The sequence below is a fragment of the Microbacterium sp. EG9 genome (assembly GCF_059759475.1).
This window is the reverse complement of record NZ_CM186217.1, coordinates 2,510,708-2,537,448: the sequence shown is the minus strand read 5'-3', so window position 1 is coordinate 2,537,448 and position 26,741 is coordinate 2,510,708. Positions and strand designations below refer to the sequence as shown.

The following is a 26,741-nucleotide window of genomic DNA, read 5'->3' as shown; positions in this document are numbered from 1 at the left end:
GTGTCGCTGCAAGACGAACACCACCCCACCCCATATCCGACGAAGAAGCGGAAGGACACAGCATGACAAGCACCAAGAAGATCGCGCGCGTGGTCGCGATCGGAGCCACCGCGCTCCTGATCGGCAGCGGCCTCGCGGCCTGCGCCGGCGGCAACAGCTCGAGCAGCACCGACGCCGGCAGCGCCTCGTCGATCGACGAGGCCCTCAAGGCCGGCGGCGAGCTCACCTACTGGACGTGGACCCCCTCCGCCAAGGACCAGGTCGCCGCGTTCGAGAAGGCGTACCCGAACGTCAAGGTGAACCTCGTCAACACGGGCGGCGCCAACGACAACAACACGAAGCTGCAGAACGCGATCTCCGCCGGCTCGGGCATCCCCGACGTCGTGCAGATCGAGTACCAGTCGCTTCCGCAGTTCCAGCTCTCCGGTTCGCTGCTGGACCTCACGGCCTACGGCTTCGGCGACCTGGAGAAGGACTACACCGCCTCGACGTGGGGCGCGGTCTCGCAGAACGGCGGCATCTGGGGCCTGCCGCAGGACTCGGGCCCCATGGCCCTGTTCTACAACAAGGAGGTGTTCGACCAGTTCGGCATCTCCGTGCCCAAGACGTGGGACGAGTTCGTCGCCGCCGGTGAGAAGCTGCACGCGGCCGACCCGACGAAGTACATCACCAACGACCAGGGCACCGACGCCGGCTTCGGCACCTCGATGATCTGGCAGGCGGGCGGGCGTCCGTTCAAGACCGACGGCGAGAACGTCACGATCGACCTCGGCGACGCCGGAGCCAAGAAGTGGACCGCCGTCTGGGACAAGCTGCTGCAGAACGGCTCGCTCGGCAACATCCCCGGCTGGAGCGACGAGTGGTTCCAGGCTCTCGGTGACGGCACGATCGCGTCGCTGCCGATCGGCGCCTGGATGCCGGGTGTGCTCGAGGCCAACGTCCCCGGTGGCAAGGGCAAGTGGGCCGTCGCGCCCATGCCGACCTACGACGGCACCCCGGTGACCGCCGAGAACGGCGGCTCGTCCGAGGTCGTCATGAAGGGCTCGAAGAACCAGGCGCTGGCCGCCGGCTTCCTCAAGTGGCTCAACAACTCGCAGGACTCGATCGACGTCTTCCTCCAGTCGGGCGGCTTCCCCGCCACGACGGCCGACCTCGAGTCGAGCGCGTTCCTCAACACGACCTCCGACTACTTCGGCGGTCAGAAGATCAACGAGGTGCTCGTGGATGCGGCCAAGTCGGTCGGCACCGGCTGGCAGTACCTGCCGTGGCAGTCGTACGCCAACAGCATCTACGCCGACACCGTCGGCAAGGCCTACCTGAACAAGACGTCCATCGCGGACGGTCTGACGGCCTGGCAGGACAAGAACGTGTCGTACGGCACCGACCAGGGCTTCAGCGTCAACAAGTAAGCCCATCGCACGACCCGCGGCGGTGGGGTGGTCCCGATCACCCCACCGCCGCGGCTGTGAACGACAGTGACTGAGAGGCCCGCATGGCTACCGGCTCCTTCCGCATCGGTGAGAACGACTTCCTGCTCGACGACGAGCCGTTCCGGGTGCTCAGCGGCGCCCTCCACTACTTCCGCGTCCACCCGGATCAGTGGGCCGACCGCATCCGGGCCGCGCGCCTGATGGGTCTGAACACGATCGAGACCTACGTGCCGTGGAACGAGCACGAGCCCGAGCCCGGGGTGTTCCTCAGCGACGGCGCGCTCGACCTCGCGCGCTTCCTCGACCTCGTCGCGGCCGAGGGGCTGCGCGCCATCGTGCGTCCCGGCCCCTACATCTGCGCCGAATGGGACGGCGGGGGACTTCCCGCGTGGCTCTTCCGCGACGGCGACATCGGGGTGCGCTCGGCCGACCCGCGATTCTTGGCGCCGGTCACCCGCTTCCTCGACCGCGTGCTCGAGATCGTCGTGCCCCGCCAGATCGACCGCGGCGGCCCGGTGATCCTCCTGCAGGTCGAGAACGAGTACGGCGCGTACGGCGAGTTCACGGCGGGTGAGCGCGAGGAGTACCTGCGGGCCCTGCGCGACGTCTACCTCGCCGCCGGCGTGAGCGTGCCGCTGACCAGCGTCGACCAGCCCACCGACGAGATGCTCTCCCGCGGGAGCCTGCCCGAGCTGCACCGCACGGGATCGTTCGGCGGCAACGTCGCCGACCGCCTCGCGGTCCTGCGCACCCACCAGCCGACGGGGCCCCTGATGTGCTCCGAGTTCTGGTGCGGCTGGTTCGACTACTGGGGATCGTTCCACCGGACCTCCTCCACGGCGGCATCCGTCGCCTCGCTGGAGGCGCTGCTGGCGGCGGGCGCCTCGGTGAACATCTACATGTTCCACGGCGGCACGAACTTCGGTCTGACCAACGGCGCCAACGACAAGGGCGTGTTCGAGCCGACCGTCACGAGCTACGACTACGACGCCCCCCTGGACGAGGCGGGCCGGCCCACCGAGAAGTTCTGGGCCTTCCGCGAGGTGATCGCGCGGTACGCGCCCGTGCCCGACGTCGCCGACGGGGACCTGCCGGCGCCCCTCGCCGCGGCGCCCGCGTCGGTGCCGCTGGAGCCGGTCTGCGCGCTGGACGCCGTGCTGGCCGATGTCGAGGTGCAGCGACGGGGCCACGCCCCCACGATGGACGAGCTGGGGATCGCGCGCGGGTTCCTGCGCTACGAGACGCGTCTCGCCCACGGCGACGCGCCCGTCGTCCTCGCGATCGGCGAGGTGCGCGACCGCGCGTGGGTGAGCCTGGACGGCGTCCCGGTCGGGACCCTCTCGCGCGACCGCCGCGAGCGCACCCTCGTGCTCCCGCGCGGCACGGGCGTGCTCGGCATCCTCGTCGAAGACCAGGGGCGCGTGAACTACGGTCCCCGCATCGGCGAGCACAAGGGACTGATCGGACCCGTCACCGTCGGCGGCGCCGCGCCCGCCGCGTGGGACGTGGTCGTGGTGCCGTGGGAGCAGCTGCCGGCGCGCGCCGCCGACGCGGCCGCCGCGGACGGCGCACCGGTCGCCGGAGCCGCGGTGTTCCGCGCGGTCGTCGAGCTGGACGCCGCCCGCGATCTCGTGCTCGATCTGCGCGCGCTCGGCACGGGCCTCGTCTGGATCGACGACGTCTGCCTGGGACGGTTCTGGCAGACCGGGCCGCAGCACTCGCTGTTCGTGCCGGCGCCGCTGACCCGGGCGGGCCGTAACGTGATCACCGTGCTCGATCTGGAGCCGACCGGGGCCGGCGTCCTGGCGTTCAGCGACCGGCTGCTGCTCGGGCCTGTCGAGTGGTGAGGAGAGAAACCATGACCGCACGTGTGATCGCGTCCGGACCCGTCGGCGAGATCGACCCGCGGGTGTACGGCGGCTTCGTCGAGCACCTCGGCCGGCACATCTACGACGGCATCCACGAGCCGGGCCACCCCGCCGCCGACGACGAGGGGTTCCGCACCGACGTGATCGCGCTCGTGCAGGAGCTCGGCGTCACGACGATCCGCTATCCCGGCGGCAACTTCGTCTCCGGCTATCGGTGGGAGGACGGCATCGGTCCCCGCGCGGACCGGCCCCGACGGCTGGACCTGGCCTGGCGCTCGACCGAGACGAACCAGGTGGGGCTGCACGAGTTCTCGTCGTGGCTCGAGAAGGTCGGCAGCGAGCTGATGCTGGCGGTCAACCTCGGCACCCGCGACGTCGCGGAGGCGCTCGACCTGCTCGAGTACGCCAACGTGGCCGCCGACACCGCGTGGACCCGCCAGCGCGCCGCGAACGGGCGGGACACGCCCTTCGACGTGCGCATGTGGTGCCTGGGCAACGAGATGGACGGCCCCTGGCAGCTGGGCCACCGCGACGCCGAGGACTACGGCAAGCTCGCCGCGCGCGCGGCGAAGGCGATGCGGATGCTCGATCCGACGATCGAGCTCGTCGCGTGCGGCTCGTCGGCGCGCGACATGCCGACGTTCGGGCAGTGGGAGCGCGAGGTGCTGCGCCACACGTTCGACGACGTCGACTTCATCTCGTGCCACGCCTACTACCAGGAGCGCAACGGTCAGGCGCAGGAGTTCCTGGTCTCAGCCGTGGACACCGACCTGTTCGTGCGCGAGGTCGTCGCCGCGGCCGACGAGGTCGCCGCGGAACGCGGCTCGGACAAGCGGATCATGCTCTCGTTCGACGAGTGGAACGTCTGGTACCAGTTCGCCGACGACGGCACCAAGGCGGGCGACCTCGTGCCCGACGGCTGGCCGGTCGCGCCGCGCCTGCTGGAGGACGAGTACAACGTGATGGATGCCGTCGTCGTGGGCGACCTGCTCATCACGCTGCTGCAGCACGCCGACCGCGTGCGCTCCGCATCGCTCGCCCAGCTCGTGAACGTCATCGCGCCGATCATGACCGAGCCCGGCGGCCCCGCCTGGCGGCAGACCACGTTCTACCCGTTCTCGCTCACGTCGCGGCTCGGTCGCGGCACGGCGCGCCGGCTCGAGCTCGAGGGGGCGCCGCGCGTGCAGAGCACCCGCTTCGGCGACGTCTCCGCGGTGAACGCCGTCGCGACCACGGATGCCGAGGGCACGAGCGTGTTCCTCGTGAACCGGTCGGTGGCGGAGGCGGCGGACATCGAGATCGACCTGGGGGAGCTGGACGCGGCATCCCTGTCGCTCGTCGAGTCGTGGACGATCACCGACCCCGACTTCCGTGCCTCCAACACCCTCACCGACCCGGACCGGGTGACCCCGCGGCCGCTGGAGATCACCCGCGAGGGCGACCTGCTGCGCGTGTCGCTGGCGCCCGTGGCGTGGGCGGTCGTCCGCCTCGGGGCCTGACACCGCGTTTCGACTCCGCGCTGCGCGCTTCGCTCAACGACCGGGAGATCCGTACTCCCGGTCGTTGAGCGAGCACCGGTCGTTGAGCGAGCGCCGGTCGTTGAGCGAGCGCCGGTCGTTGAGCGAGCGCCGGTCGTTGAGCGAGCGCCGGTCGTTGAGCGAGCGCCGGTCGTTGAGCGAGCGCAGCGAGTCGAAACGCAGAGTCGAAACGCAGAGTCGAAACGCCGCGCGACCCTCGCTGTCAGTGCGCGGCGCGGCGGGCTTCCCAGCCGGTGCGCACCATCTCGTCGACGGTGTAGCGGTTCGCCCAGTCGAGGTCGCGCGCGGCCAGCTCGCCCGTCGCGACGATGCGGTCGGGGTCGCCGGGGCGGCGCGGGCCGATCCGCGGCGTGAAGTCGATGCCGGTCACCCGTGCCACGGCATCCATGATCTCGCGTACGCTCAGGCCGTTCTGGGAGCCGAGGTTGTACGCGGCCTCGATGGGCGCGCCCGCCTCGAGTCGCTGCGCCGCCACGACGTGGGCCGCGGCGATGTCGCCGACGTGCACGTAGTCGCGCACGTTCGTCCCGTCGGGGGTGTCGTAGTCGTCGCCGTTGATCTGCGGCGTCTCGCCCGCGATCAGCTTCTCGAACACGATCGGGAAGAGGTTGTGCGGGCTCGTGTCGTACACCGACGGGTCGGCCGAGCCGACGACGTTGAAGTAGCGCAGCGAGGTGTGCCGCAGCGGGTGCGCGTCGGAGGCCGTCGCGACGCCCTGGTCGCGCAGCAGCCACTCGCCGATCAGCTTCGACTCGCCGTACGGCGACGCCGGACGCTTGGGCAGATCCTCGGTCACGAGCGGCACGTCGGGGGTGCCGTACACCGCTGCCGACGACGAGAAGACGATGTTGTGGACACCGGCATCCGCCATGGCCGCCAGGACCACCCGCGTGCCCTCGACGTTCTGCTCGTAGGTGTGCAGGGGGCGCTGCACCGAGACGCCCGCGTACTTGAACCCGGCGACGTGGATGACTCCGGTGACGCCGTGCTGGCGCATGGTGTCGACCAGCAGGTCGCGGTGCAGGATCGTGCCCTCGATGAACGGCACACCCTCCGGCACGAACGACGCGTGGCCGCTCGAGAGGTCGTCCACGACGATCGGGGCGATGCCCGCCGCCTGCAGCGCGCGCACCACGTGCGCACCGATGTATCCCGCTCCGCCGGTCACAAGCCACGTCATGGCTCCATCCTGCCCGATGCCGGAGGCGGCCGATGACCGCCGGGGCGGCCGCCGCGTAGCATCGGCCCATGACCCGCGTCGTCGTCGCCCCCGACAGCTTCAAGGGGACCATCACCGCGGCGCGGGCCGCGGCCGCGATCCGTGACGGATGGCTGTCGGTGCGGCCGGCCGACGAGGTCGTGCTGCGGCCGATGGCCGACGGGGGAGAGGGCACGCTGGACGCGTTCGCCGCCGCGGTGCCCGGGTCGCGGCGGATGCCGGTCGACGTCACGGCGCCGTGGGAGGGCGGACCGGTCGCGGCGAGCTGGCTGCGGCTTCCGGCGACGCCGGACGCGCCGTCCGGCACCGGCGTGGTCGAGCTGGCCTCGACGGCGGGGATCGAGCTCTTCGGCGACCGCCGCGATCCGTGGCGGGCCTCGACGGCGGGCTTCGGCGACGCGATCGCGGCCGCACTGGATGCCGGGGTCTCGCGCCTCGTGCTCGCGATCGGCTCCAGCGCATCGACGGACGGCGGTGCCGGGCTGCTGCGGGCGCTCGGCGCGCGGTTCCGGGCGGACGCGTCCGTGGTCGAGGCCCCCCGGCTCGGCGCCGGGCACCTGTCGCTGCTGCGGGGTGTCGAGCTCTCGGGGCTCCGTGCCCTCCCGCCCGGCGGCGCCCTGGTGCTCACCGACGTGTCGGCGCCCCTGTGCGGACCGACGGGCGCGGCGCGCGTGTACGGTCCGCAGAAGGGCGTCGCCGCCGACCGGCTCGCCGAGCTCGACGCCATCCTCGCCCGCTACGCCACGCTGTTCGACGTCGATCCCGCGACGCCCGGTGCCGGCGCGGCGGGCGGAACGGGGTTCGCCCTGCTCGTCTGGGGCGCCTCCCTGGAGCCGGGTGCGCTCGAGGTCGCCCGCCTCATCGGGCTCGAGGACGCCGCCGCGAACGCCGACGTCGTCGTCACGGGCGAGGGTTCCTTCGACGGCCAGTCGGCCGCCGGCAAGGCTCCCGCGCACGTGTCGGCCGTGGCCGCCGCGCTCGGCGTGCCGGCGGCGCTCGTCGCCGGGCGCATCGACCCCGACGCGGACACGACGGCCTTCGCGGCATCCGTCTCGCTCACCGAGCTCGCGCGCCGCGCCGGAGCCCCCGATCCGGCCGGGGCCGCCCTGGCCGACCCCGTCCTGTGGCTGCGCGCGGCGGGCGCGGAGCTGGCCCGCGCCCTCTCCTGACCCGGCGCGACGCCGGCACGACGCACGGACGTCATCGATGTTGACGTCAACATCGGCAATCCTCTAGGCTTGTCCCAGCCATGTTAACGTCAACATGCATTGGCTCCCCGGTCGCGACGACGCGATACAGAGAGGAATCCCCCACGATGAAGTCCCCCGGCCTGATCGCCCTCGCCGCCGTGACCGCCCTCGGCGTCACCGGTCTCGTGGCGCCGCTCGCGGCACCGGAACCGGCCGTCGCGGCATCCGCCGTCACCATCACCCCGAACCCCGCCTACGCGTCCGAGGCCTTCGAAGGGTGGGGCACGAGCCTCGTCTGGTTCGCCAACGCGACCGGCGGCTATCCCGAGCAGGTGCGCCAGGACCTGCTCGAGAAGGTCTTCGGCGAAGACGGCCTCAACCTCAACATCGCCCGCTACAACATCGGCGGCGGCAACGCCACCGACGTGCCGTCGTACCTGCGGCCGGGCGGGGCCGTGGACGGATGGTGGAACCCCGACCTGAACGCCAGCGACGCGTCCGGGCCCATCACCTCCACCTACGCCGACCGCGCCCGTTACGCCGCGGCCTGGAACCCCGACGACCCCGACGCCTTCGACTGGAACGCCGACGCGACCCAGCGCTGGTGGATCGAGGCGCTGAAGGACAAGATCACGAAGTGGGAGGCCTTCAGCAACTCGCCCCCGTACTTCCTCACGCAGAGCGGCTACGTCTCCGGCGGCATCAACAACGCCACCTCCGAGCAGCTCGCCCCCGCCGACATGGACAAGTTCGCGGGCTACCTCGTCAAGGTCGTCGAGCACCTCGAGGAGACCTACGGCATCCAGTTCGACTCGCTCGACCCCTTCAACGAGCCGAACACGAACTACTGGGGCACCACGATCCCGCAGGGTGCGACGTGGCCGAGCTCCGCGAGCCGCCAGGAGGGCGCCCACATCGGTCCGCAGCGACAGGACCAGATGATCCAGGCGCTCGCCGCGCGCCTCGCGGCCCCCGGCACCACGACCGACGTCCCGATCTCGGCCATGGACGAGACCAACCCCTCGACGTTCGTGACGAACTGGAACGGCTGGTCGCAGACCTCTCGCGACGAGGTCTCCCAGCTCAACGTCCACACCTACGGCACGTCCAACCGCACGATGGTGCGCGACATCGCCAAGACCTCCGACAAGCCGCTGTGGATGAGCGAGGTCGAGGGCAACTGGGACAGCTCGAACGCCGGCTTCAACCAGACCAACATCGACAACGGCCTGGGCATGGCCGGTCACATGATCGACGACCTGCGCGAACTCGAGCCGCGCGCCTGGGTGTTCTGGCAGCCCGTCGAGGACCTGTACAACATGCAGAAGGTCGAGAAGACCAACTGGGGCAGCGTCTTCATCGACTTCGACTGCAACGCGCAGAACCAGTCCGCCCGACGCCTCGCCGACGGTGACGCCGACGCGTCCTGCAAGGTGCTGACGAACGCGAAGTACAACACGATCCGCAACTTCACGCACTACATCCGACCCGGCGATCACATCGTCCCGACCAACGACACGCAGACCACGGCGGCCGTGACGGCGGCGGGCGACGGTGTGAACCTCGTGCACGTGAACACCGAGGCATCCGCCCGCACGGTGCGCCTGGACCTGTCGAACTTCGGCCAGATCGCTCCCGGTGCCAAGGTCACCCCGATCGTCACGACGCAGTCGCCGGCGGATGCGGTCGAGCAGAACGCGCTCGTGCGCGGAAGCGACGTCGCGATCGACCCCCTCACCCGCACGGCCACGCTGACGGTGCCGGCCAAGTCGGTCACCACGTTCGTGGTGTCGGGCGTCTCCGGCGTCGCGGCGGCCGCGCCGGCCGTGAAGGACGGCGCGACCTACCAGCTGCTGGGGACCCAGAGCGGCAAGGCGCTCACGGTGCAGAACGCCGCGCTGACGATCCGCAGCTCCGCGACGACGGCGGATGCCGCGACGGCGCAGACCTGGACGGCGGTCACCCTCAGCGGTGTCGGCACCGATCGCCAGCGGGTGCTGCTGCGCTCGGGTGACGGTCGCTATCTCGCCTCGTCGGGCACCTCCCTGACCCTCGCGACCGAGAGCGCCGAGCAGGCGGCGGCCGATCCGGCCGCGCAGTGGGTGCCGAACACCCTCGACGGTCGGAGCTACTCCTTCCTGAACGTCGCGAGCACCCGGGTGCTCGACGTCAACGGCGGGGGCACCTCCGACGGCACGAGCGTGGGGCTCTGGACCTCCAACAACGGCGCCAACCAGTCGTGGACCCTCGCGCCGACCGCGATCGACACCGTCGCGGACGTGACGGTCACGACGGAGGCGGGCGTGGCTCCCACCCTCCCGGGCACGGTGCAGGTCCGCTACCTCGGCGGCCTCACGCGCACCGCCGCGGTGACGTGGGACCTCTCCGGACACGACTGGTCCGCCGGGACGACCGAGGTCGCCGGCAGCGGCACCGACCTGTTCGGCGCACCGTTCACCGCCCGCGCGCTCGTCGACGTCGGCGCCTTCACCGCGGCCGTGCCGGTCTCGCTCACCACCTACGCGGGAACCACGCTCGACGCCGTGTCGGCGGCGGCGCCGCCGACCGTGCCCCTGGAGGTGCGTACGGGCGGCGCGACGGTGGCCGCACCGGTCACGTGGTCGTGGGATGCCGTGACGGATGCCGAGCTGGCCGCGCCGGGTACCGTGCGCGTGCCGGGAACCGTGGCCGTGCCCGGAGGCGGCACGCTCGACGCCGTGCTGACGGTCATCGTGACGACGCCCACCGAGAAGAACGTCGCCCCGACGAGCACGCCCACCGCCACCTACACGGAGAGCGGCTACCCGGCCACGCGCACGATCAACGGCGTGACGACCGACAAGGGCTGGTCGAACTGGCGCGGCGGCACGCTCAACGCCTCCGACACCCTCACCTACGCCCTGTCCGCTCCGACGCCCGTCACCCACGTGAAGGTCTACTTCAAGCGCGACGGCGGCACGTCGTGGGCTCAGACGATGCACATCGACCACCGCCTGGGCACCGGGGAGTGGGTGATCGGCGACACGATCACGGTCGGCACTCCGGCGACCGGCGATCCGCAGGTCGACGTCCCCGTCGATGCGGCCTCGGCCGACCAGGTGCGCGTGGTGATGAACGCGTATCCGAACACGCACCTCATCGTCTCGGAGGTGGAGATCTACGCCCCGGCCGCCTCGCCGTCGGCGGTCGCCGACCTCGCGCGACTGACCGTCGGGTCGGCGTCGGTGAAGGACTTCTCCGCCGACACGACCGCGTACGAGGTCGCCGTCGCGGGCTCGGCCTGGCCGGTGGTCGCCGCGACCGCGGTCGACCAGGACGCGAGCGTCCGGGTCGTCCAGCCCGGTGACGGGCAGGGCACGGCCACCGTGACGGTGACCGCGCCCTCCGGTGCGCAGAAGTCGTACACCGTGACCGTCGCGCGTGCGGCCGTGCTCTCGGGCGTGACGATCGGCGGCACGCCGACGGTCGGCGCCGCCCTCAGCGCCGTGCCCGGCACCGTCGACCCCGCCACCGCCGACCTCGCCTACGTCTGGCAGCGCGACGGCGTCGCGATCGATGGCGCGGACGGCGCGCAGTACACCGTGACGACCGACGACGTCGGACACGAGCTGACCGTCGTGGCGACGGCCACCGCGCCCGGCTTCACGGCGGGTACGGCGACCTCGGACGCGGTCACCGGTCAGCCGGGCACCGCCACGCCCACACCGACGCCGACCGCGACGCCGACGCCGACCGCGACGCCCGAGCCGACGGGATCGCCCACCGCGAGCCCCTCGCCGTCGGCGACCGCGACGAGCGCACCCGGCACGTCCACGCCGACCGAGGCCGACCTCACGGCCGCGCTCGAGGGGCGCATCTCGGGCCCGGCATCCATCGCCGCCGGCAGCACCGTCTCGGTGCAGGTCGGCGCCGATCGGGCGGGCCAGCAGGTCGCCGCGTGGCTGTTCTCGACCCCGCGGGCTCTCGGCGCCGCGACGGTCTCGGCCGCAGGGACGATCCCCGTGACCGTTCCGCTGGACGCGGTCGCCGGTGCGCACCGCCTCGCCGTGACGGATGCCGCGGGCACCGTGATCGGCTGGTACGCCGTCACGGTCACGGCGCCGCCGACCACGCTGGCCACCACCGGCGCGACGGCGCCCTTCGCCCTGGCGCTCACCATCGCGGTGCTGCTGCTGATCGCGGGAGCCGCCCTCGTGCGGCGTCGGCGCCCGGCGCGCGGCTGAGAACGCCGTGACGACCGCCTGAGCGGCGTCACGGCAGCGGCCCCGCCCTTCCGAGAGGAGGGACGGGGCCGCTGCCGTGTGTGACGCGACGTCAGGCGTCGCGCGACGTCACGAGTCGGCCAGGGCCGCGGAGACCACGGCGCGGGCCTCGGCCTGCACCTCGCGCAGATGCTCCTCACCGCGCAACGACTCGGCGTAGAGCTTGTAGACGTCCTCGGTGCCGGACGGGCGCGCGGCGAACCAGGCGTGCTCGGTCTGCACCTTCAGGCCGCCGATCGCGGCGCCGTTGCCCGGCGCGTGGGACAGCTTCGCGGTGATCGGCTCGCCGGCGAGTTCCGTCGCGGTGACGGCCTCCGGAGCGAGCTTGGACAGCGCCGCCTTCTGCGCGGGGGATGCCGGGGCGTCCACGCGCTGGTAGGCGGACGCACCGAACTCGGCCTCCAGCTCCGCGTAGCGCTGCGACGGGCTCTTGCCGGTGACCGCGATGATCTCGGCGGCGAGCAGGCACAGCAGGATCCCGTCCTTGTCGGTCGTCCAGACGGTGCCGTCGACACGGAGGAAGGACGCCCCCGCCGACTCCTCGCCGCCGAACGCCACTGAGCCGTCCAGCAGGCCCGGAACGAACCACTTGAAGCCCACGGGCACCTCGAGCAGGCGCCGGCCGAGCGACGCGGCGACCCGGTCGATGATCATCGACGACACGAGCGTCTTGCCGACGGCGGCGTCGGCCGGCCACTGCGGGCGGTGCGCGTACAGATAGTCGATCGCGACGGCGAGGTAGTGGTTCGGGTTCATCAGGCCGGCGTCGGGTGTCACGATGCCGTGCCTGTCGGCATCCGCGTCGTTGCCGGTGAGCACGTCGTACTCGTCGCGGCGGGCGACGAGCGCGGCCATCGCCGAGGGCGACGACGGATCCATGCGGATCTTCTCGTCCCAGTCGAGCGTCATGAAGCGCCACGTCGGGTCGACCTCGGGGTTGACGACCGTGAGGTCGAGGCCGTAGCGCTCGCCGATCAGCGCCCAGTACTCGACGGAGGCGCCGCCGAGCGGGTCGGCGCCGATGCGGACGCCGGCGCGGCGGATGGCCTCCACGTCGATGATGTTCGCGAGGTCGGCGACGTAGCCCTCGCGGAAGTCGTAGGTTCCGAGCGTGTCCGCGTCGATGTCCTTGAACGGGGTGCGCGCGACCCCGTCCAGGCCGGCGGCGATCAGGGCGTTGGCCCGGTCGGCGATCCACCCGGTGGCATCCGTGTCGGCCGGGCCGCCGTGCGGCGGGTTGTACTTGAAGCCGCCGTCGCGCGGCGGGTTGTGCGACGGGGTGACGACGATGCCGTCGGCGCGGCCCGGGTCGTCCAGGGCGCGGCCGCGGTTGTAGGTGAGGATGGCGTGGCTGAGGGCCGGCGTCGGCACCCACGCGTCACGGGAGTCGATGCGCACGTCGACGCCGTTCGCGACGAGCACCTCCACCGCGGTGCGCTCGGCCGGCAGCGACAGCCCGTGGGTGTCGCGACCGAGGAACAGGGGGCCGGTGATGCCCTGGGCCGCCCGGTAGTCGACGATCGCCTGGGTGGTCGCGAGGATGTGGTCCTCGTTGAAGCTGGTGCTCAGCGACGACCCGCGGTGGCCGCTCGTGCCGAACGCGACGCGCTGTTCGGGAACGGACGGATCGGGTCTGCGGTCGTAATAGGCGGCGATGAGCTCATCGATGTCGATGAGGTCGGAGGCTTCGGCTGGCTGTCCTGCGCGGCTCATGTCCACAGTCTGTCACTGCGGCGGGCCGGCGGTCACTTCCGGTGCAGAACGGAGGTCGCCGTGCTGTCGGAGAGCTTGTTGATCAGCGTCAGCGTGTCGGGCTTGCAGCCGTACTTCGCGTCGGTGATGGGGGCGCCCGAGATCTGCTGGCTGATGGCCCCGGCATCCGTGCCCTTGCCGTCGATCGTCGCGATGATCTCCATGCCGGACGTGTCCTGCGTCTGGCTGCCGATGCCGTTGCCGGTCACGGTGTAGGTGCCCGTGATCGATCCCTTGAACTGGATCAGGATCGTCGTGCCCGAGACGTTCGCCGTCACCCGTTCGGCGGGGGTCCAGGTGTACGTTCCGTCCTTGCGCAGCTCGAGATCGGCGGTGCCGACCGGCGTGAACACGGCGCCCGAGCCGGCCATCAGCGAGTTGACGTCGTTGTAGAAGGCGGTGACCTGGTCCTGACCCATGTGCCACTCGCCGACCAGGCAGGCGAGGTCTGCAGTGGGCGAGGGCGACGGCGTCGCGGTCGGGGTCGGCGTGGGGGTCGGGGTCGCGCTCGCCGAGCCGCTCGGGGTGGGGTCTCCCGCCGGCTTCGACTCCTCGGGGGCGCAGGCGCTCAGGCCGAGGGTGAGGGCGAGGGCGGCAGCGGCGGCGAGGGGGAGGAATCGGCGGCTCACCCCTTCAGCGTAGGCTGTCACCCGTGACTTCCGCGCCTTCGTCGACCGCGGCAACCGCGGCACCGCTGCCCACGCGCCGCACCTACAGCTATCTCGGTCCGGCCGGAACCTTCACGGAGGCGGCCCTCGCGCAGGTGCCCGAGGCGCGCGATCAGATCTGGCGTCCGGTGCGCAACGTCGCGGAAGCGCTCGCCGATGTCGTCGACGGCCGCTCGGATGCCGCGATGATCGCGATCGAGAACTCGGTCGACGGCGGGGTCTCCACGGCGCAGGACGCGTTGGCGACGATGCCCGGGCTGAGAATCGTCGGTGAGTATCTCGTGCGAGTCAACTTCGTGCTCGTGGGCCGACCCGGCATGCGCCTCGAAGACGTGCGACTCGTGGCCGCGCACCCGGTCGCCTACGGCCAGTGCCTGCGGTGGTTGTCGGCGACGCTGCCCGACCACGCCCACCTGCCCGCGTCGAGCAATGTGGCCTCGGCGGTCGACATGATCGAGGGCGTGAGCGACGCCGACGCGGCCATCGCACCCCCCGGCATCCTCGAACACCACGACCTCGAGCTGCTGGCCGAGGAGATCGGCGACAACGCCAACGCCGTGACGCGCTTCGTGCTCGTGAGCCGCACGGTGTCGGCACCGCCGCCCACCGGCGCGGACAAGACCTCGCTGATCGTCGAGCTGCCCGAGGAGTACCCGGGAGCGCTGCTCGAGCTGCTGGAGCAGTTCGCGACGCGCGGCATCAACCTCTCGCTGCTCGCGTCGCGGCCCATCGGCGACGCTCTCGGCCGCTACCGCTTCGTCATCGACGCCGACGGCCACATCCAGGACGAGCGCATGGCCGACGCCCTCCTGGGCCTGCGCCGCTTCAGCCCGAAGGTCATCTACCTGGGGTCGTACCCGCGCGCGGACCGCGCCATCGTGCACTACCCCGACCGCTACTCCGACGAGGTGTTCGTCGAGGCCCGCGACTGGCTGCGCGGCCTCATCTCCGGGGCGCCCGAGGCCTGACGCCTGCGGCGGGGCGTTTCGACTCGTCGCTGCGCTCCCCGCTCAGAGACCGGGGGTGCGCCTGTTACCGGTCGTTGAGCGAGCGCAGCGACCGGGGGTGCGCCTGTTGCCGGTCGTTGAGCGAGCGCAGCGACCGGGGGTGCGCCTGTTGCCGGTCGTTGAGCGAGCGCAGCGAGTCGAAACGCCGTACGCAGCTCCGGACTCAGGCCGCGAGCAGCTCGAGAGTCTGGATGCGGCCGGTCGCGCTGTCCATCGCCTCACCGTCGTAGGCTCCCGAGACGGGGGAGATCATGACCTCGTCGACGCCGTGGCGCTCGGCGAACGCGGCCAGGGCCGCGCGGGACTCTTCGCCCGTGCCGACGAACCAGCGGCGGCGCAGAGCGTCGATGAGCGGGGCCGCGAGCCGGTCCTCCGCTTCCGCCGCGGCGGCCTGCTCGACGGTCTCGAGCGCGGTCAGGGGGCGGCCGCCGCGCAGCCGCGCCATCATGCGCGCCTGCGGCAGCATCCGCTCTTCGGCCTCCGCCGCGGTGGGCGCGACGACCGCGTTGGCGGTGAGGAAGGTGCGCGGGGCGTCGAGGTGGGCCGACGGCTGGAACTGCGCGCGGTAGAGATCCAGCGCGCGCTCCAAGCCCTCGCCCGAGAAGTGGTTCGCGAACACGTACGGCAGCCCGAAGGCCGCGGCGAGCTGGGCGGAGTAGTCGCTCGAGCCGAGCAGCCAGACCTCCGGAGCGCCCGTGGCGGCGGGGGTCGCGTGGATGCCGTATCGATCGTCCCCGTCGCCGCGACCGGTCAGGCGCACCGTGGCGCCGTCGGGCGACATCAGCGCCGAGATGTCGCGCACGTGCTCGGGGAAGCGGTCGACGTCGCTGGACGTGCCGCTCATCCGCAGCAGCTGGGTGATGACCGGATCGCTTCCGGGCGCGCGTCCCAGTCCGAGGTCGATCCGTCCCGGCGCGATCGCCTCCAGCGCGGCGAACTGCTCCGCCACCACGAGCGGGGCGTGGTTGGGCAGCATCACTCCGCCGGAGCCGACCCGGATGCGCGACGTGCGGGCCGCGGCCGCGGCGATGAGCACCGGCGGCGTCGTCGAGGCCACCGCGGGCATGTTGTGGTGCTCGGCGAACCAGTAGCGGCGGTAGCCGAGCTCGTCGGCCCGCTGGGCCAGGGCGAGGGAGGAGGCGACCGCCTGGGTGCTGGTCTGATCGGTGCGGACGGGGACGAGATCGAGGACGGAGAGCGCAGGAGACATCGTCGGAGACAACCCCGCGGGCGGTCCTCGCATTCCGCGAGCGCTCAACCGGCGCGCTTGACCTCCTCGTACGCCGCCAGCGCGGCGTCGCGGGTCTCCTTGAGATCGACGATCGGCTCGCGCGCCGCGGCATCCGGCGCCCATTCGCGGACGTACCGCCCGTCGGCGTCGAACTTCTTCGCCTGCAGCTCGGGATTGAAGATGCGGAAGTAGGGGGCGGCGTCGGCGCCCGACCCGGCCACCCACTGCCAGTTGAACGGGTTGCTGGCGGCATCCGCGTCGACGAGCGTGTCCCAGAACCACTCCTCGCCGCGGCGCCAGTCGATCAGCAGGTTCTTGATGAGGAAGGATGCCGTCACCATCCGCACCCGGTTGTGCATGAAGCCCGAGACCCAGAGCTCCCGCATCCCGGCATCCACGAGGGGCACGCCCGTCTCGCCCCGTTGCCACGCGCGCAGCATCGAGGGCTTCAGTCGCGGCCAGGGGAACGCGTCGTAGGCGGGCTTGAGGTTCTTCGTCGCCAGGTCGGGGGCATGGAAGAGGGTGTGCCACGCGAACTCCCGCCAGCCCACCTCGGAGAGGAAGCCGCCGACGCGCGCACCCGACGACACCGCCGCGTGCCAGACCTGGTGGGGGCTCAGCTCGCCCCACCGCAGCCGGGGCGACAGCATCGAGGTCGCCCCGCCCGCGGGCTCGTCGCGGGCCCGGTCGTAGTCGGCGACGTCCTCGGCGAGAAACGCGTGCAGGCGCCGCCGCGCCGCCGGCTCGCCGGGCGTCCAGCGCTCGCGGAGGCCGCCCGCCCAGTCGGGCGCCGTCGGCAGCAGTCCCCAGTCGTCGAGGTCGTCGGATGCCGGCGGCGCCGGCGGCCCCGCGATCTCGCGGGGCTCGGGCAGCGGCTCGCGTGGTGCGGGCAGCTGCTGGCAGGCCCGCCAGAACGGCGTGAAGACGCCGTAGGGCGTGCCGGCGCCGGTGCGGACGGTCCACGGCTCGAACAGCAGGGATGCCGCGAACGAGCTCACCTCGTGGCCGTCGGCGCGCAGCGACTCCTTGAGGCCGGCGTCGACCGTGCGCTCCGGCGCGCTGTAGCGCCGGTTCCAGAAGACGGCGCCGGCGCCGACCTCCGCGGCGAGGCGGGGGATGACCTCGGCGGCGGCGCCGCGGCGCAGGACGAGCGCGGTCCCCTTCTCGCGGAGCCCCTCGGCCAGGGCGGCGAGCGAGTGGTGCAGCCACCAGCGGGCGGCGCCGCCGAGGGGACGGAAGCCGGGGGACTCCTCGTCGAGCACGAAGACGGCCACCACCGGTCCGCCGCGGTCGACCGCCGCCCGCAGGGCGGGGTTGTCCGCGAGGCGGAGGTCGTCGCGGAACCAGACGAGACTCGGGGATGCCGACATGCTCTCCATGGTGCCGGGTGCGTCGGGCCGCGGCGAGCCCTTGCGTGCGCGGTGGGGATGGCGGTACGCGGCGGGAATCTTTGTGAGTACAGTTGTACTCACAAAGAGGGAGAGGCGGGTCGCATGATCGTGACGCTGATCGTGGCGTGCGAGGTCGGGTTCTGGGTGGCCGTGCTCGCCGGCCTCCTTGCGCGCTACCCGCTGCGGCGGCCGCGGCTGGGAGCGGCGCTGCTGATCGCGGCTCCGGTGATCGACGTGGTGCTGTTGACCCTCGTGGCGCTCGACCTGCTCCGCGGCGGGACCGCCTCGTGGCAGCACGGGCTGGCCGCGATCTACATCGGCTTCTCGGTCGCCTTCGGCCATCAGGTCATCGCGTGGGCCGACGTGCGCTTCGCGCACCGGTTCGCCTCCGGGCCCCCGCCCGTCAAACTCTCGGGTACCGCGTACACGATCGCGTGCTGGAAGGACGTGCTGCGCACCATCGTCATGGCCGTGATCGCGGGCGGTGTCACGTGGGGGCTGATCGCGCTCGCCCGCGACGGCAACGGGACGGACGAGCTGCTGATCAACGTCCGGATCCTCGGGATCATCCTCGCCGCCGACGTGATCTGGGCCGTGAGCTACACGATCTGGCCGCGGCGCGCCCCCTCGGCGCCGCCCGTCGGGGCACACTAGCTCTCGTGCCCCGGCTCATCGACCACGACGCCCGCACGCGAGAGATCGCCGCGGCCTCCCTGCGCGTGCTCGAGCGCGACGGCCTCGCGGGACTGTCGGTGCGCGGCGTGGCCGACGAGGCGGGCATCGCGGTCGCGTCGCTGCGGCGCACCTTTCCCACGCAGCACGCGCTGCGCGAGCACTGTCTGCTGCTCATCGATCAGCGGGTGTCCGCGCGTATCGCCGGGCTCGGCGGGCACTTCTCAGGACGGCGGCTCGCCGAAGAGATCCTGGAGCAGCTGCTGCCCCTCGATCACGACCGGAGGGTGGAACTGCTCGCCCAGATCCAGCTCGGGGTGCTCGCTCTCACCGATGCGCGGCTGCACGACTCGGTCCTGCGCCTCAACCGCGGGGTCGCCGCGGCGTGCCGCGCGTGCATCGAGCTTCTGCGGGAGGCCGGCGACCTCGGCGCCGGGCGTGACCCGGGCCTGGAGGTCGAGCGGCTGCACGCGCTGCTGGACGGCGCCGCCCTGCACGCGGTGTGGGGCGGGGACGATGACGCGGAGGCGGCGCGCCGCCTGGTCGTCGCGCATCTCGACGACATCGCCCGGCGTCCGCGCTAGAGCGCGGGGGAGGTGTGCCCGGAGGGCACGGCGAGCCGGAGCGAGGCGGCGTGGATGCGGACGTCCACCGCGGTCGCCTCGCCGAACTCGTCGCCGTCGAGCTGCACGGGCGTGGCGGCGCCGGCCGCGATCTGGATGCCGGTGCCCCGCGCGTACCGGATCGAGTTGTCCTTGGTCCGCAGCCGCAGGATCCGCCGACCCGTGCGGAAGCGTCGCAGCACGCTGTTGTCCCACGCGACGCGGCGCCAGACCGCGAGCCAGCCGAAGGCGGTCTTGGGCTGGAAGATCGCGATGTCGAGCTGGCCGTCGGCCACCGACGCCTCGGGGATGAGCTCGAGCCCGGCCGGCAGCGACCCGCAGTTCGCGAACAGCACGCTCTGCACCTGGGCGCGATGCATCCGGTGACCGGCGACCTGGTACATGATCGAGAACGGCTTCGCCTTCACGAGCGAGCGCGCGGCACCGTCGACGTACGCGACCCAGCCGACCTTCTTCTTCAGGTCGCCGCTGGTGTTGGCGATCATCGCGGCATCCAGGCCCATTCCGCCCATCACGACGAACGCACGCTCTTCGCGCTCGCCGTCGGGGCGGACGAGTTCCGCGAACCCGACGTCGATCGCCTGCACGTCGCCCTCGAACGTCGCCGCGATCATCGCGTCGGGATCGGTGAGCGGCAGCTGGAGGTTCCGGGCGAGCAGGTTGCCGGTGCCGCTCGGCACGATCGTGAGGGGCACCTCGGACCCGGCCATCGCCTCGCTGACGGCGCGGACCGTGCCGTCGCCCCCCGCCACGAGGACGGCGGCGGCTCCGGCGTCGATCGCTTCGCGGGCCAGACCGTCGCCGAGCTCGTCGACGGTCGTCTCGAAGAAGAGGGGCTCGCCCCAGCCGGCATCCGAGGAGTGGCTCGTGACGGCGGCGCGCAGAGCGTCGGCATCCACCTTGATGGGGTTGTAGACGAGCGCCGCGCGACGGCGCGGCACCTCGTCACCGGAGGGCGCAGTGACGTCAGCAGGTGCCATGTGGCTAAACATACCCGGCGGTGAACATGAGCGGCGGGGCGGGCACGTCCGGGGAGGGCGGGCCCGTCGGGCTCGTCCACTCGAGGACTCCGCCCGGACGCTGGGCGACCCGCCACGCCGAGCGGATGGGACCCCGCGAACTAGACTTGTCGGGTGATCGATCTCGCTCTCCTCCGTGACAACCCGGACCTCGTCAAGCGCTCGCAGCAGGCCCGCGGCGAGTCGCCCGACACGGTCGACGATGCGATCGAGGCCGACCGTGCCCGACGCGCCGCGATCACCGCCTTCGAGGAGCTGCGCGCCGCGCAGAACGCCCACGGCAAGACCGTCGCCGCCGCGCCCAAGGAGGACAAGCCCGCGCTCGTCGCCCAGGCGAAGGAGCTCAGCGACCGCGTCAAGGCCGCGCAGCAGGCCGTCACGGTCGCCGAAGAGGCGGCGGATGCGGCCCTCGCGCGCATCGAGAACATCGTCATCGACGGCGTTCCGGCCGGGGGCGAAGAGAACTTCGTCACGGTGCGGACGCACGGCGAGCCGGCATCCTTCGACTTCGAGCCGCTGGACCACCTCGCCCTCGGCGAGAAGCTCGGCGCCATCGACATGGAGCGCGGCACCAAGGTGTCGGGCAGTCGCTTCTACTTCCTGACCGGCATCGGAGCGCGCCTCGAATACGCGCTCATGTCCCTCGCGCTCCAGCGCGCCGTGGATGCCGGGTTCATCCCCATGATCCCGCCGACGCTCGTGCGTCCCGAGGTCATGCGCGGCACCGGATTCCTGGGGCAGCACGCCGACGAGGTCTACAAGCTGGAGGCCGACGATCTCTACCTCGTCGGCACGAGCGAGGTCCCGCTCGCCGGCTACCACATGGGGGAGATCCTCGACCTGACGGCGGGCCCCAAGCGCTACGCCGGCTGGTCGACCTGCTACCGCCGCGAAGCGGGCTCGTACGGCAAGGACACCCGGGGCATCATCCGCGTGCACCAGTTCAACAAGCTCGAGATGTTCGTCTACACGACGCCCGAGGACGCCGAGGCGGAGCACCTGCGGCTCGTCGCGCTGCAGGAGCAGATGCTGCAGGACCTCGGCCTGAGCTACCGCGTGATCGACGTCGCCGCGGGCGACCTCGGCTCCAGCGCGGCCCGCAAGTACGACGTCGAGGCGTGGGTCCCCACGCAGGGCTCGTACCGCGAGCTCACCTCGACGAGCAACTGCACGACCTACCAGGCGCGCCGGCTCGACGTGCGGCACCGGCCCGCCGTGGAGGGCGGCGGCGCGGGCAAGACCGCGCCCGTCGCGACCCTCAACGGCACCCTCGCCACCACCCGCTGGATCGTGGCGCTGCTCGAGACGCATCAGCGAGCCGATGGCTCCGTCGTGATCCCCGAGGTGCTGCGGCCCTACCTCGGCGGCCTCGAGGTGGCGGAGCCGATCGCGTGACGAGCGCCGGAGAAGAGCTGCCGCACACCGGAGCGGTGTCGGTTGTCGCGCAGAAAGACGCGGCTCACCTCATCGAGACCATTGCGGACGACACCGAGAATCCGACGATGGTCACCGAGCGCCTGCTCATCGCCCTCGACGTCGACGGCACCGTGCTGCTGGAGGACGAGACGCTCAGCCCGGGAGTCGTCGAGGCGATCGCGCACGCGCACCGCGCCGGGCACGAGGTGATGCTCGCCACCGGGCGCAGCTGGGAGGGCACGCGCGGCATCCAGCACGTGCTCGAGCTCGCTCCCGATTACGCGGTCTGCTCCAACGGGGCGGTCATCATGAAGCGGGTCGGCGGCGACTTCGCCGAAGAGGGCCGGTACGAGCGCTTCCACATCGAGACGTTCGATCCGTCGGAGGTGGTCGGGCTGCTGCGCGCGCACCTGCCGCACGCGAAGTACATGGTCGAGCTGGCCGACGGCGAGCGGCTCTACACGGAACGCCTCGACGACTGGAACCTGGCGAACGCGCGCCGCGTCGACTTCGCCGAGCTGGTCGCCCAGCCGGTGTGCCGTGTCGTCGTGGTCTCGCCCGACGAGACCGACGAGGACTTCCTCGAGCTCGTCGGCCGCATCGGCCTGAGCAAGGTGTCGTACGCCGTGGGCTGGTCGGCCTGGCTCGACATCGCACCGCAGGGCGTCGACAAGTCGACCGCGCTGGAGCGCGTGCGCACCTGGTTGGGCGTCGAGCCCGACCGGGTGCTGGTCATGGGGGACGGGCGCAACGACCTCGGGATGTTCCGGTGGGCGCTCGAACACGGCGGACGCGCGATCGCGATGGGGCAGGGGCCCGAAGAGGTGCGCCGCGAGGCGGGGGAGATCACGGCATCCGTCCACGCCGGCGGTGTCGCGGACGTCCTGCGGCAGCTCTGAGCTGCCGACGACACGACCCGCGCTTTCAGCGGCTGCCCAGGCGCAGGCGCGAAGATGGGCACGGTCCGTCGACTAGACTCGACGCCTGTCTGGGGATGCCGCGGCGTCCGTCAGGGAGGGTTGTCCGAGCGGCCGATGGACCCGGTCTTGAAAACCGGTGGGCAGAGATGTCCCGTGGGTTCGAATCCCACACCCTCCGCAGGAGCGGTCGTGTCCGCTGTCGAAAGGTCCCCCGTGAGCCCACGCCCCGAGCGCCCTCGTCGGCAGCCCGTCGCCCGACACGGCATCCTGAAGTCGCCCCACCCGCTCTCGCAGGTGCTCGCGATCCTCGCCGCCGTCGTCGCCGTCGCCGTGATCAGCACGACGGCCGTCGGGGCGTTCTACGTCTGGGACGCCACCCGCGCCGTGGAGGCCGCCGGTGTCTCCATCGGCGGCGATGACGAGCAGCTGCCGCCCACGCTCGGTGAGATCGAGGGCGGCGTCAACATGCTCGTCGTCGGCACCGACTCGTGTGAAGGGCCGAACGCCGCGCTGTCCGGCGCCTGCCAGAACGGCGACACCGACGGCGAGCGCAACGACGTCACCATGCTGGTGCACATTTCCGACGAGCCCCGTCGCGTGACCGTCGTCTCCTTCCCCCGCGACATGATCGTCCCGATCCCGTCGTGCACGGGCCCAGACGGCACGCAGTACTCCGCGATGAGCGGTCAGATGCTGAATGCGTCCTACATGTACGGCGGTCTGTCCTGCACCGTTGCCACCATCGAAAAGCTGACCGGCGTCGACATCCGGTTCGCGGCCGCGACGCGGTGGACCGGTGTGATCAACATGTCGGACGCCATCGGCGGTGTCGACGTGTGCGTCGCCGACGACATCAGCGACAGCCACACCGGACTCAACCTCACGAAGGGTGAGCACACGCTGAAGGGCGCCGAGGCGCTGCAGTTCCTGCGCATCCGTCACGGCATCGGCGACGGGTCGGACCTCGGCCGCATCTCGAACCAGCAGCAGTTCCTGAGCTCACTCGTGCGCAAGCTGCAGTCGGAGGGGGTGCTCGGCAACCCCGCGACGCTGTTCAACCTCGCCAACACGGCGCTGCAGCAGGTGACGTCCGACCCGCCGCAGGTCGTGCTGAGCAAGACCCTCGCGAACCCCCAGAACATGGTGCAGATCGCCATGGCCGTGCGCAGCGTGCCCTACCAGGACATCGTCTTCGTGCAGTATCCGACGGTGTACGCGTCGGACGGCTCTCGTGTCGACCCGGTGACGTCGGCGGCGAAGGTGCTCTTTGATGCCCTCGCCAACAATCAGCCGATCCAGCTGACGGGCTCCACGAGCGACGGCTACGGAACCGAGGTCGTCGGCGAGGCCACGCCCACGCCCAGCGACCCGGCCACCCCGGAACCGACGGCGACAGCGGATGCCGGGGCCACCGCGGCGGCGCCCACGCCGACGCAGGAGGCCGTGCAGCTGCCGAGCTCCATCACGGGTCAGACGGCGGCGCAGGTCACCTGCACGGTCGCGCAGCGCTGACGCGCGGGCACGGGCCGGATGCCGCGGCCTCCGGTTCGGCGGGAGGGCTCGGACCGGTTATGATTGCCGGGTGCGTTCGCGCGGCTCCGGCCGCGCAGCGCCTGGAGACGTCGCATAGTCAGGCCTAGTGCACCACCCTGCTAAGGTGGAGTCCCCTTACGGGGACCGAGGGTTCAAATCCCTCCGTCTCCGCCACTTTCCTCTCGCTCCGGCGGAGCTGCTCCCCGTCAGTTGAGGATCTCGCCTCGTTCCCTGGGCGGTCGCGATGTGATGCGATCGCGCCACCGCTGCCGCTCCTCGGGCGTCAGTCGCGGCCAGTCCTCCACCTCCTCGACCACGCGCAGCGCCGCCGTGCTGCGGTAGGAGCGCGTGGGATTGCCGGGGAACTTCTTGTCGGTCACATTCGGATCGTCGTCGAAAGCGCCTGTCGGCTCGACGAGGTAGACGCGAGGAGCGCGGCCGTCGCCGACGAGGTCAGCGGCGAGTTCGGCCGCGAGAGCGGCGCCGGCCAGCAGCGCGGTGAAGTAGATGTGGTTCATCACGACGTCGGGTCGATAGTTCGATCGGAACCCCGGGCTCAGGAGGTCGCCCGGGTGCAGGTCGGCGACCGTGCCGTGGAAGAAGGGACCCGTCTCGTCGACTGCGCTCACGACCTCAGCGTAGGTCGCCGGCGGCGCGCGCGGAACGAGATGCCGACGAGGCGGCCGCAGACGATGATCTCTTCCAGAAGAAGGAGGACGGCTGCATCACGGGCGTCCTCTCCGGAGGCGGCATCGGTCGAGGTCGCACCTCCCGTTCCGACGGCGCGGGACGTCAGGATGCGGTGGGGCGAACGTAAGAAGCCTGCCCGCGACGCACCGAGGGGGTTGACCCGGTGGACGGTGAGCGATACGGATGGACGCCATGTCCGAGATCATCATTCGCCCCATCCGTCCCTCCGATGCCGGGGAGGTGCTGACGGTTCAGCGCGCGGCGTTCGTCACGGAGGCGCTCATCTACGGCGACCCCGACATGGCGCCGCTGACGCAGACCCTGGATGAGGTCGCGTTCGAACTGCGTGAGAACCTCGGCTGCGTCGCACTCGCCGCGTCGCGCCTGGTCGGGGTCGTGCGCGCCGTCGCGGATGGTGAGGTGCTTCTGGTGGGTCGCATCGCGATCGCGCCCGACCAGCAGGGGGAGGGCATCGGCTCGCGTCTCCTCGAGGCGGTCGAGCAGCGGGGGATCGAGAGCGGATGCCGGCGGGCGGAGCTGTTCACCGGCTCGCTGAGCACGCAGAATATCGCGCTGTACGAGCGTCTCGGCTATCGCGAGAGTGAACGAATCGATCAGGGCGACGGCACCGCGCAGGTCTTCCTGCAGAAAGTGCTCGCCGAGCAGTCCTGACGTCCGGCGTGCCGACCAGCCTCCGCGTCGGTCACGCCGTGAGGGAACGACGTCGACTGCTACCGCATCGCCGTCAGCGGTACGGCGGCACCGCTCACACGAATCCCGCCCGTCGCAGGGATGTCGACCGCGAGCAGACCGGGGCGTCCGACGTGTGCGCCCTGTTCGATGGTGATCCGGCCCGGAACCTCGACCGCCCGCAGATCCCGAAGGTATGCGCCCAATGCGGCGGCCGCCGACCCGGTGGCCGGGTCCTCCGTGATGCGTCCCACCGGGAAGAGGTTGCGGGCTGCGAAGCGATCGGCGGTGAGGCGGTGCGCGACCGTGATCGTGGCCGGCCAGCCACGTGCGTCCATGAGGGTGCGCACCTGGCCCGGGTCGAAGGTGAACCCATCGAACGTGGAGCGGTCGGCGAGCGCGATCACGGGGTGGGGGTTCCCGGCGTCGCTGAGGCGCGGCGGGAGCGCCGGATCGAGGTCGGACGACGCCAGAGCGAGCAGGTCGAGGATCGCGTCGCGGTCCTCGATCGGCAGCGGACGCACCGACGGCGGCACGCTCGTGAACGCGGCGCGGATGCCGTCGGTGTCCCGTTCGAGCTCGATGCGGATGTCGCCCACGGGGGTGGCGAACACGATGGCGTCTCCCGCGAGGTCGCCGCGTTCGGCGACGGCGACCGCGGTGGCCACCGTCGCGTGCCCGCAGAACGGCACCTCGGCGATGGGGGAGAAGTAGCGGATGCGGCGGGCGCCGTCTTGGCGGATGCCGATCACGAAGGCGGTCTCGGCGAAGTCGACCTCGGCCGCGATCCGCTGCATGGTCGCCGCGTCGAGCCCGCGTGCGTCGAGCACCACGCCGGCCGGGTTGCCGCCCTCGGGGTCGGAGGTGAAGGCGGCGTAGCGCAGGACGTCGGGAACGGTCATCGTCCCAGGCTAGGGCGCCGGCCTCAGCGGGGCGACTGGAGCAGGCGCGCGAAGGTGCGCAGGGTGTCGCTGAGTCCGAGGGACGGCTCGAGCAGCCACTGGATCTGCAGACCGTCGGATGCCGCGATCAGCAGGGCGGCGAGGTCTTCGGCGGGCACGTCGTCGCGGATGTCGCCGGCCGCCTGCTGCGTGCGGAAGGAGGCGGTCAGCTCCGCGCGCACCCGGTCGAAGCGTGCGGAGAAGAACTCGCGCCCGACGTCGTTGCCGGCCTCCAGCGAGGCGGCGAGCAGGGTCGAGTAGAGCTGGACGAGCCCCGGCACGTCGACGTTGGCGATCGCGGCGTCGATCATGGTGTCCACGCCCGGCGGGCCGGACGGGCTCGCCGTCGCGTTGCGGCGAGCCTCGGCGTGCGCGTAGACGGCGACGAGCAGCTGCTCGCGCGAGTCGAAGTAGTGCAGCAGGGCGGCGTGCGAGACGCCGATCGCCTCTGCGATGCGCCGCAGCGACGTGCCGTCGGCGCCGCGCTCGCGGAAGACCTCGATCGCGCGGTCGAGGATCTCCTGGCGGCGGGCGACGCCCTTCGGCTGCAGTCCGCGCCGACCGATCACCGCCTCGTCGTCCGTGCTCACGGCATCCAACCTAGCCGATGGCGGGAAAACAAAACCTCCAGGTGGAGGTTTTGTGATACCGTCGCCTCAGCGCCGAACGGACGACGAGCCG

At 71.7% G+C, this 26,741-nt stretch carries 21 protein-coding genes and 2 tRNA genes; 14 read left to right on the top strand and 9 right to left on the bottom strand.

Features of this window, described 5'->3' with window-relative positions; genetic code table 11:
• Positions 1-62: 62 nt before the first annotated feature.
• From AC6CQV_RS11965 to arfA, 3 genes are all read left to right on the top strand, one after another.
• The gene (locus tag AC6CQV_RS11965; protein ID WP_060958981.1) at positions 63-1,409 is read left to right on the top strand and encodes an ABC transporter substrate-binding protein; all 1,347 of its coding nucleotides are present in this window, start codon (positions 63-65) and stop codon (positions 1,407-1,409) included.
• An 83-nt stretch (positions 1,410-1,492) separates the two neighbouring features.
• Positions 1,493-3,277 carry a glycoside hydrolase family 35 protein gene (locus AC6CQV_RS11960; protein WP_498259579.1) on the top strand — a complete coding sequence of 595 codons (1,785 nt, stop codon included), beginning with the start codon at positions 1,493-1,495 and terminating at the stop codon, positions 3,275-3,277.
• A gap of 11 nt (positions 3,278-3,288) precedes the next feature.
• The gene (arfA, locus tag AC6CQV_RS11955; RefSeq protein WP_498259578.1) at positions 3,289-4,797 is read left to right on the top strand and encodes an arabinosylfuranosidase ArfA; all 1,509 of its coding nucleotides are present in this window, start codon (positions 3,289-3,291) and stop codon (positions 4,795-4,797) included.
• A 241-nt stretch (positions 4,798-5,038) separates the two neighbouring features.
• On the opposite strand, the gene galE is transcribed toward arfA, so the two are convergent.
• Positions 5,039-6,016 carry a UDP-glucose 4-epimerase GalE gene (gene galE, locus AC6CQV_RS11950; RefSeq protein WP_498259577.1) on the bottom strand — a complete coding sequence of 326 codons (978 nt, stop codon included), beginning with the start codon at positions 6,014-6,016 and terminating at the stop codon, positions 5,039-5,041.
• 68 nt (positions 6,017-6,084) lie between these two features.
• Between galE and AC6CQV_RS11945 the strand changes: the two genes are divergently transcribed.
• A complete protein-coding gene (locus tag AC6CQV_RS11945) occupies positions 6,085-7,224 on the top strand; it encodes a glycerate kinase (RefSeq protein ID WP_498259576.1) in 1,140 nt (379 codons plus the stop codon).
• A 146-nt stretch (positions 7,225-7,370) separates the two neighbouring features.
• Positions 7,371-11,468, top strand: a complete 4,098-nt coding sequence (locus tag AC6CQV_RS11940; RefSeq protein WP_498259575.1) for a glycoside hydrolase — start codon at positions 7,371-7,373, stop codon at positions 11,466-11,468.
• Between the two features lie 108 nt (positions 11,469-11,576).
• Here the strand turns inward: AC6CQV_RS11940 and pgm are convergent, their stop codons facing one another.
• Together pgm and AC6CQV_RS11930 are read right to left on the bottom strand one after the other, a co-directional pair.
• The gene (gene pgm / locus AC6CQV_RS11935) at positions 11,577-13,220 is read right to left on the bottom strand and encodes a phosphoglucomutase (alpha-D-glucose-1,6-bisphosphate-dependent) (RefSeq protein WP_498259574.1); all 1,644 of its coding nucleotides are present in this window, start codon (positions 13,218-13,220) and stop codon (positions 11,577-11,579) included.
• Positions 13,221-13,252: 32 nt separating this feature from the next.
• On the bottom strand, positions 13,253-13,888 hold the full coding sequence (locus AC6CQV_RS11930) for a hypothetical protein (protein WP_498259573.1): 636 nt from the start codon (positions 13,886-13,888) through the stop codon (positions 13,253-13,255).
• A 23-nt stretch (positions 13,889-13,911) separates the two neighbouring features.
• Here AC6CQV_RS11930 and pheA point away from each other — a divergent pair, with 23 nt between their 5' ends.
• Complete coding sequence (gene pheA / locus AC6CQV_RS11925) at positions 13,912-14,895, top strand: prephenate dehydratase (RefSeq protein WP_240191188.1); 984 nt, start codon at positions 13,912-13,914, stop codon at positions 14,893-14,895.
• A 202-nt stretch (positions 14,896-15,097) separates the two neighbouring features.
• Here pheA and AC6CQV_RS11920 read toward each other — a convergent pair whose 3' ends face one another.
• Both AC6CQV_RS11920 and AC6CQV_RS11915 read right to left on the bottom strand, forming a co-directional pair.
• Positions 15,098-16,177 carry an LLM class flavin-dependent oxidoreductase gene (locus AC6CQV_RS11920; protein ID WP_061782013.1) on the bottom strand — a complete coding sequence of 360 codons (1,080 nt, stop codon included), beginning with the start codon at positions 16,175-16,177 and terminating at the stop codon, positions 15,098-15,100.
• A gap of 11 nt (positions 16,178-16,188) precedes the next feature.
• Positions 16,189-17,535 (bottom strand): cryptochrome/photolyase family protein, encoded by a 1,347-nt coding sequence (locus AC6CQV_RS11915; RefSeq protein WP_498259572.1) that lies wholly within the window; start codon positions 17,533-17,535, stop codon positions 16,189-16,191.
• A gap of 123 nt (positions 17,536-17,658) precedes the next feature.
• Here AC6CQV_RS11915 and AC6CQV_RS11910 point away from each other — a divergent pair, with 123 nt between their 5' ends.
• Together AC6CQV_RS11910 and AC6CQV_RS11905 are read left to right on the top strand one after the other, a co-directional pair.
• Positions 17,659-18,210 (top strand): hypothetical protein, encoded by a 552-nt coding sequence (locus AC6CQV_RS11910; protein ID WP_498259571.1) that lies wholly within the window; start codon positions 17,659-17,661, stop codon positions 18,208-18,210.
• A 5-nt stretch (positions 18,211-18,215) separates the two neighbouring features.
• Positions 18,216-18,812 carry a TetR/AcrR family transcriptional regulator gene (locus tag AC6CQV_RS11905; protein WP_498259570.1) on the top strand — a complete coding sequence of 199 codons (597 nt, stop codon included), beginning with the start codon at positions 18,216-18,218 and terminating at the stop codon, positions 18,810-18,812.
• Here the strand turns inward: AC6CQV_RS11905 and AC6CQV_RS11900 are convergent.
• The gene (locus AC6CQV_RS11900) at positions 18,809-19,831 is read right to left on the bottom strand and encodes a diacylglycerol/lipid kinase family protein (protein ID WP_101305527.1); all 1,023 of its coding nucleotides are present in this window, start codon (positions 19,829-19,831) and stop codon (positions 18,809-18,811) included. The two genes, AC6CQV_RS11905 and AC6CQV_RS11900, sit on opposite strands and share 4 nt — an antisense overlap.
• 153 nt (positions 19,832-19,984) lie before the next feature.
• Here AC6CQV_RS11900 and serS point away from each other — a divergent pair, with 153 nt between their 5' ends.
• From serS to AC6CQV_RS11875, 5 genes are all read left to right on the top strand, one after another.
• Positions 19,985-21,265 carry a serine--tRNA ligase gene (serS, locus tag AC6CQV_RS11895; RefSeq protein ID WP_061782011.1) on the top strand — a complete coding sequence of 427 codons (1,281 nt, stop codon included), beginning with the start codon at positions 19,985-19,987 and terminating at the stop codon, positions 21,263-21,265.
• Between the two features lie 107 nt (positions 21,266-21,372).
• Complete coding sequence (locus tag AC6CQV_RS11890; protein ID WP_498260697.1) at positions 21,373-22,185, top strand: HAD family hydrolase; 813 nt, start codon at positions 21,373-21,375, stop codon at positions 22,183-22,185.
• Between the two features lie 114 nt (positions 22,186-22,299).
• Positions 22,300-22,384: transfer RNA gene (locus AC6CQV_RS11885), tRNA-Ser, on the top strand.
• 35 nt (positions 22,385-22,419) lie between these two features.
• Entirely contained in the window at positions 22,420-23,718 is a 1,299-nt protein-coding gene (locus AC6CQV_RS11880) for an LCP family protein (RefSeq protein ID WP_498259569.1), read from the top strand.
• Between the two features lie 103 nt (positions 23,719-23,821).
• Positions 23,822-23,913, top strand: a tRNA-Ser gene (locus tag AC6CQV_RS11875).
• A gap of 32 nt (positions 23,914-23,945) precedes the next feature.
• On the opposite strand, the gene arr is transcribed toward AC6CQV_RS11875, so the two are convergent.
• Complete coding sequence (gene arr, locus AC6CQV_RS11870; protein WP_498259568.1) at positions 23,946-24,368, bottom strand: NAD(+)--rifampin ADP-ribosyltransferase; 423 nt, start codon at positions 24,366-24,368, stop codon at positions 23,946-23,948.
• Positions 24,369-24,621: 253 nt separating this feature from the next.
• Here arr and AC6CQV_RS11865 point away from each other — a divergent pair, with 253 nt between their 5' ends.
• Positions 24,622-25,101 (top strand): GNAT family N-acetyltransferase, encoded by a 480-nt coding sequence (locus AC6CQV_RS11865; protein WP_101307153.1) that lies wholly within the window; start codon positions 24,622-24,624, stop codon positions 25,099-25,101.
• Between the two features lie 59 nt (positions 25,102-25,160).
• Here AC6CQV_RS11865 and AC6CQV_RS11860 read toward each other — a convergent pair whose 3' ends face one another.
• Together AC6CQV_RS11860 and AC6CQV_RS11855 are read right to left on the bottom strand one after the other, a co-directional pair.
• Positions 25,161-26,021: a PhzF family phenazine biosynthesis protein gene (locus AC6CQV_RS11860; RefSeq protein ID WP_498259567.1), complete on the bottom strand. Its 861-nt coding sequence runs from the start codon at positions 26,019-26,021 to the stop codon at positions 25,161-25,163.
• A gap of 23 nt (positions 26,022-26,044) precedes the next feature.
• Positions 26,045-26,650: a TetR/AcrR family transcriptional regulator gene (locus AC6CQV_RS11855; RefSeq protein WP_061782006.1), complete on the bottom strand. Its 606-nt coding sequence runs from the start codon at positions 26,648-26,650 to the stop codon at positions 26,045-26,047.
• Positions 26,651-26,741: the final 91 nt, after the last annotated feature.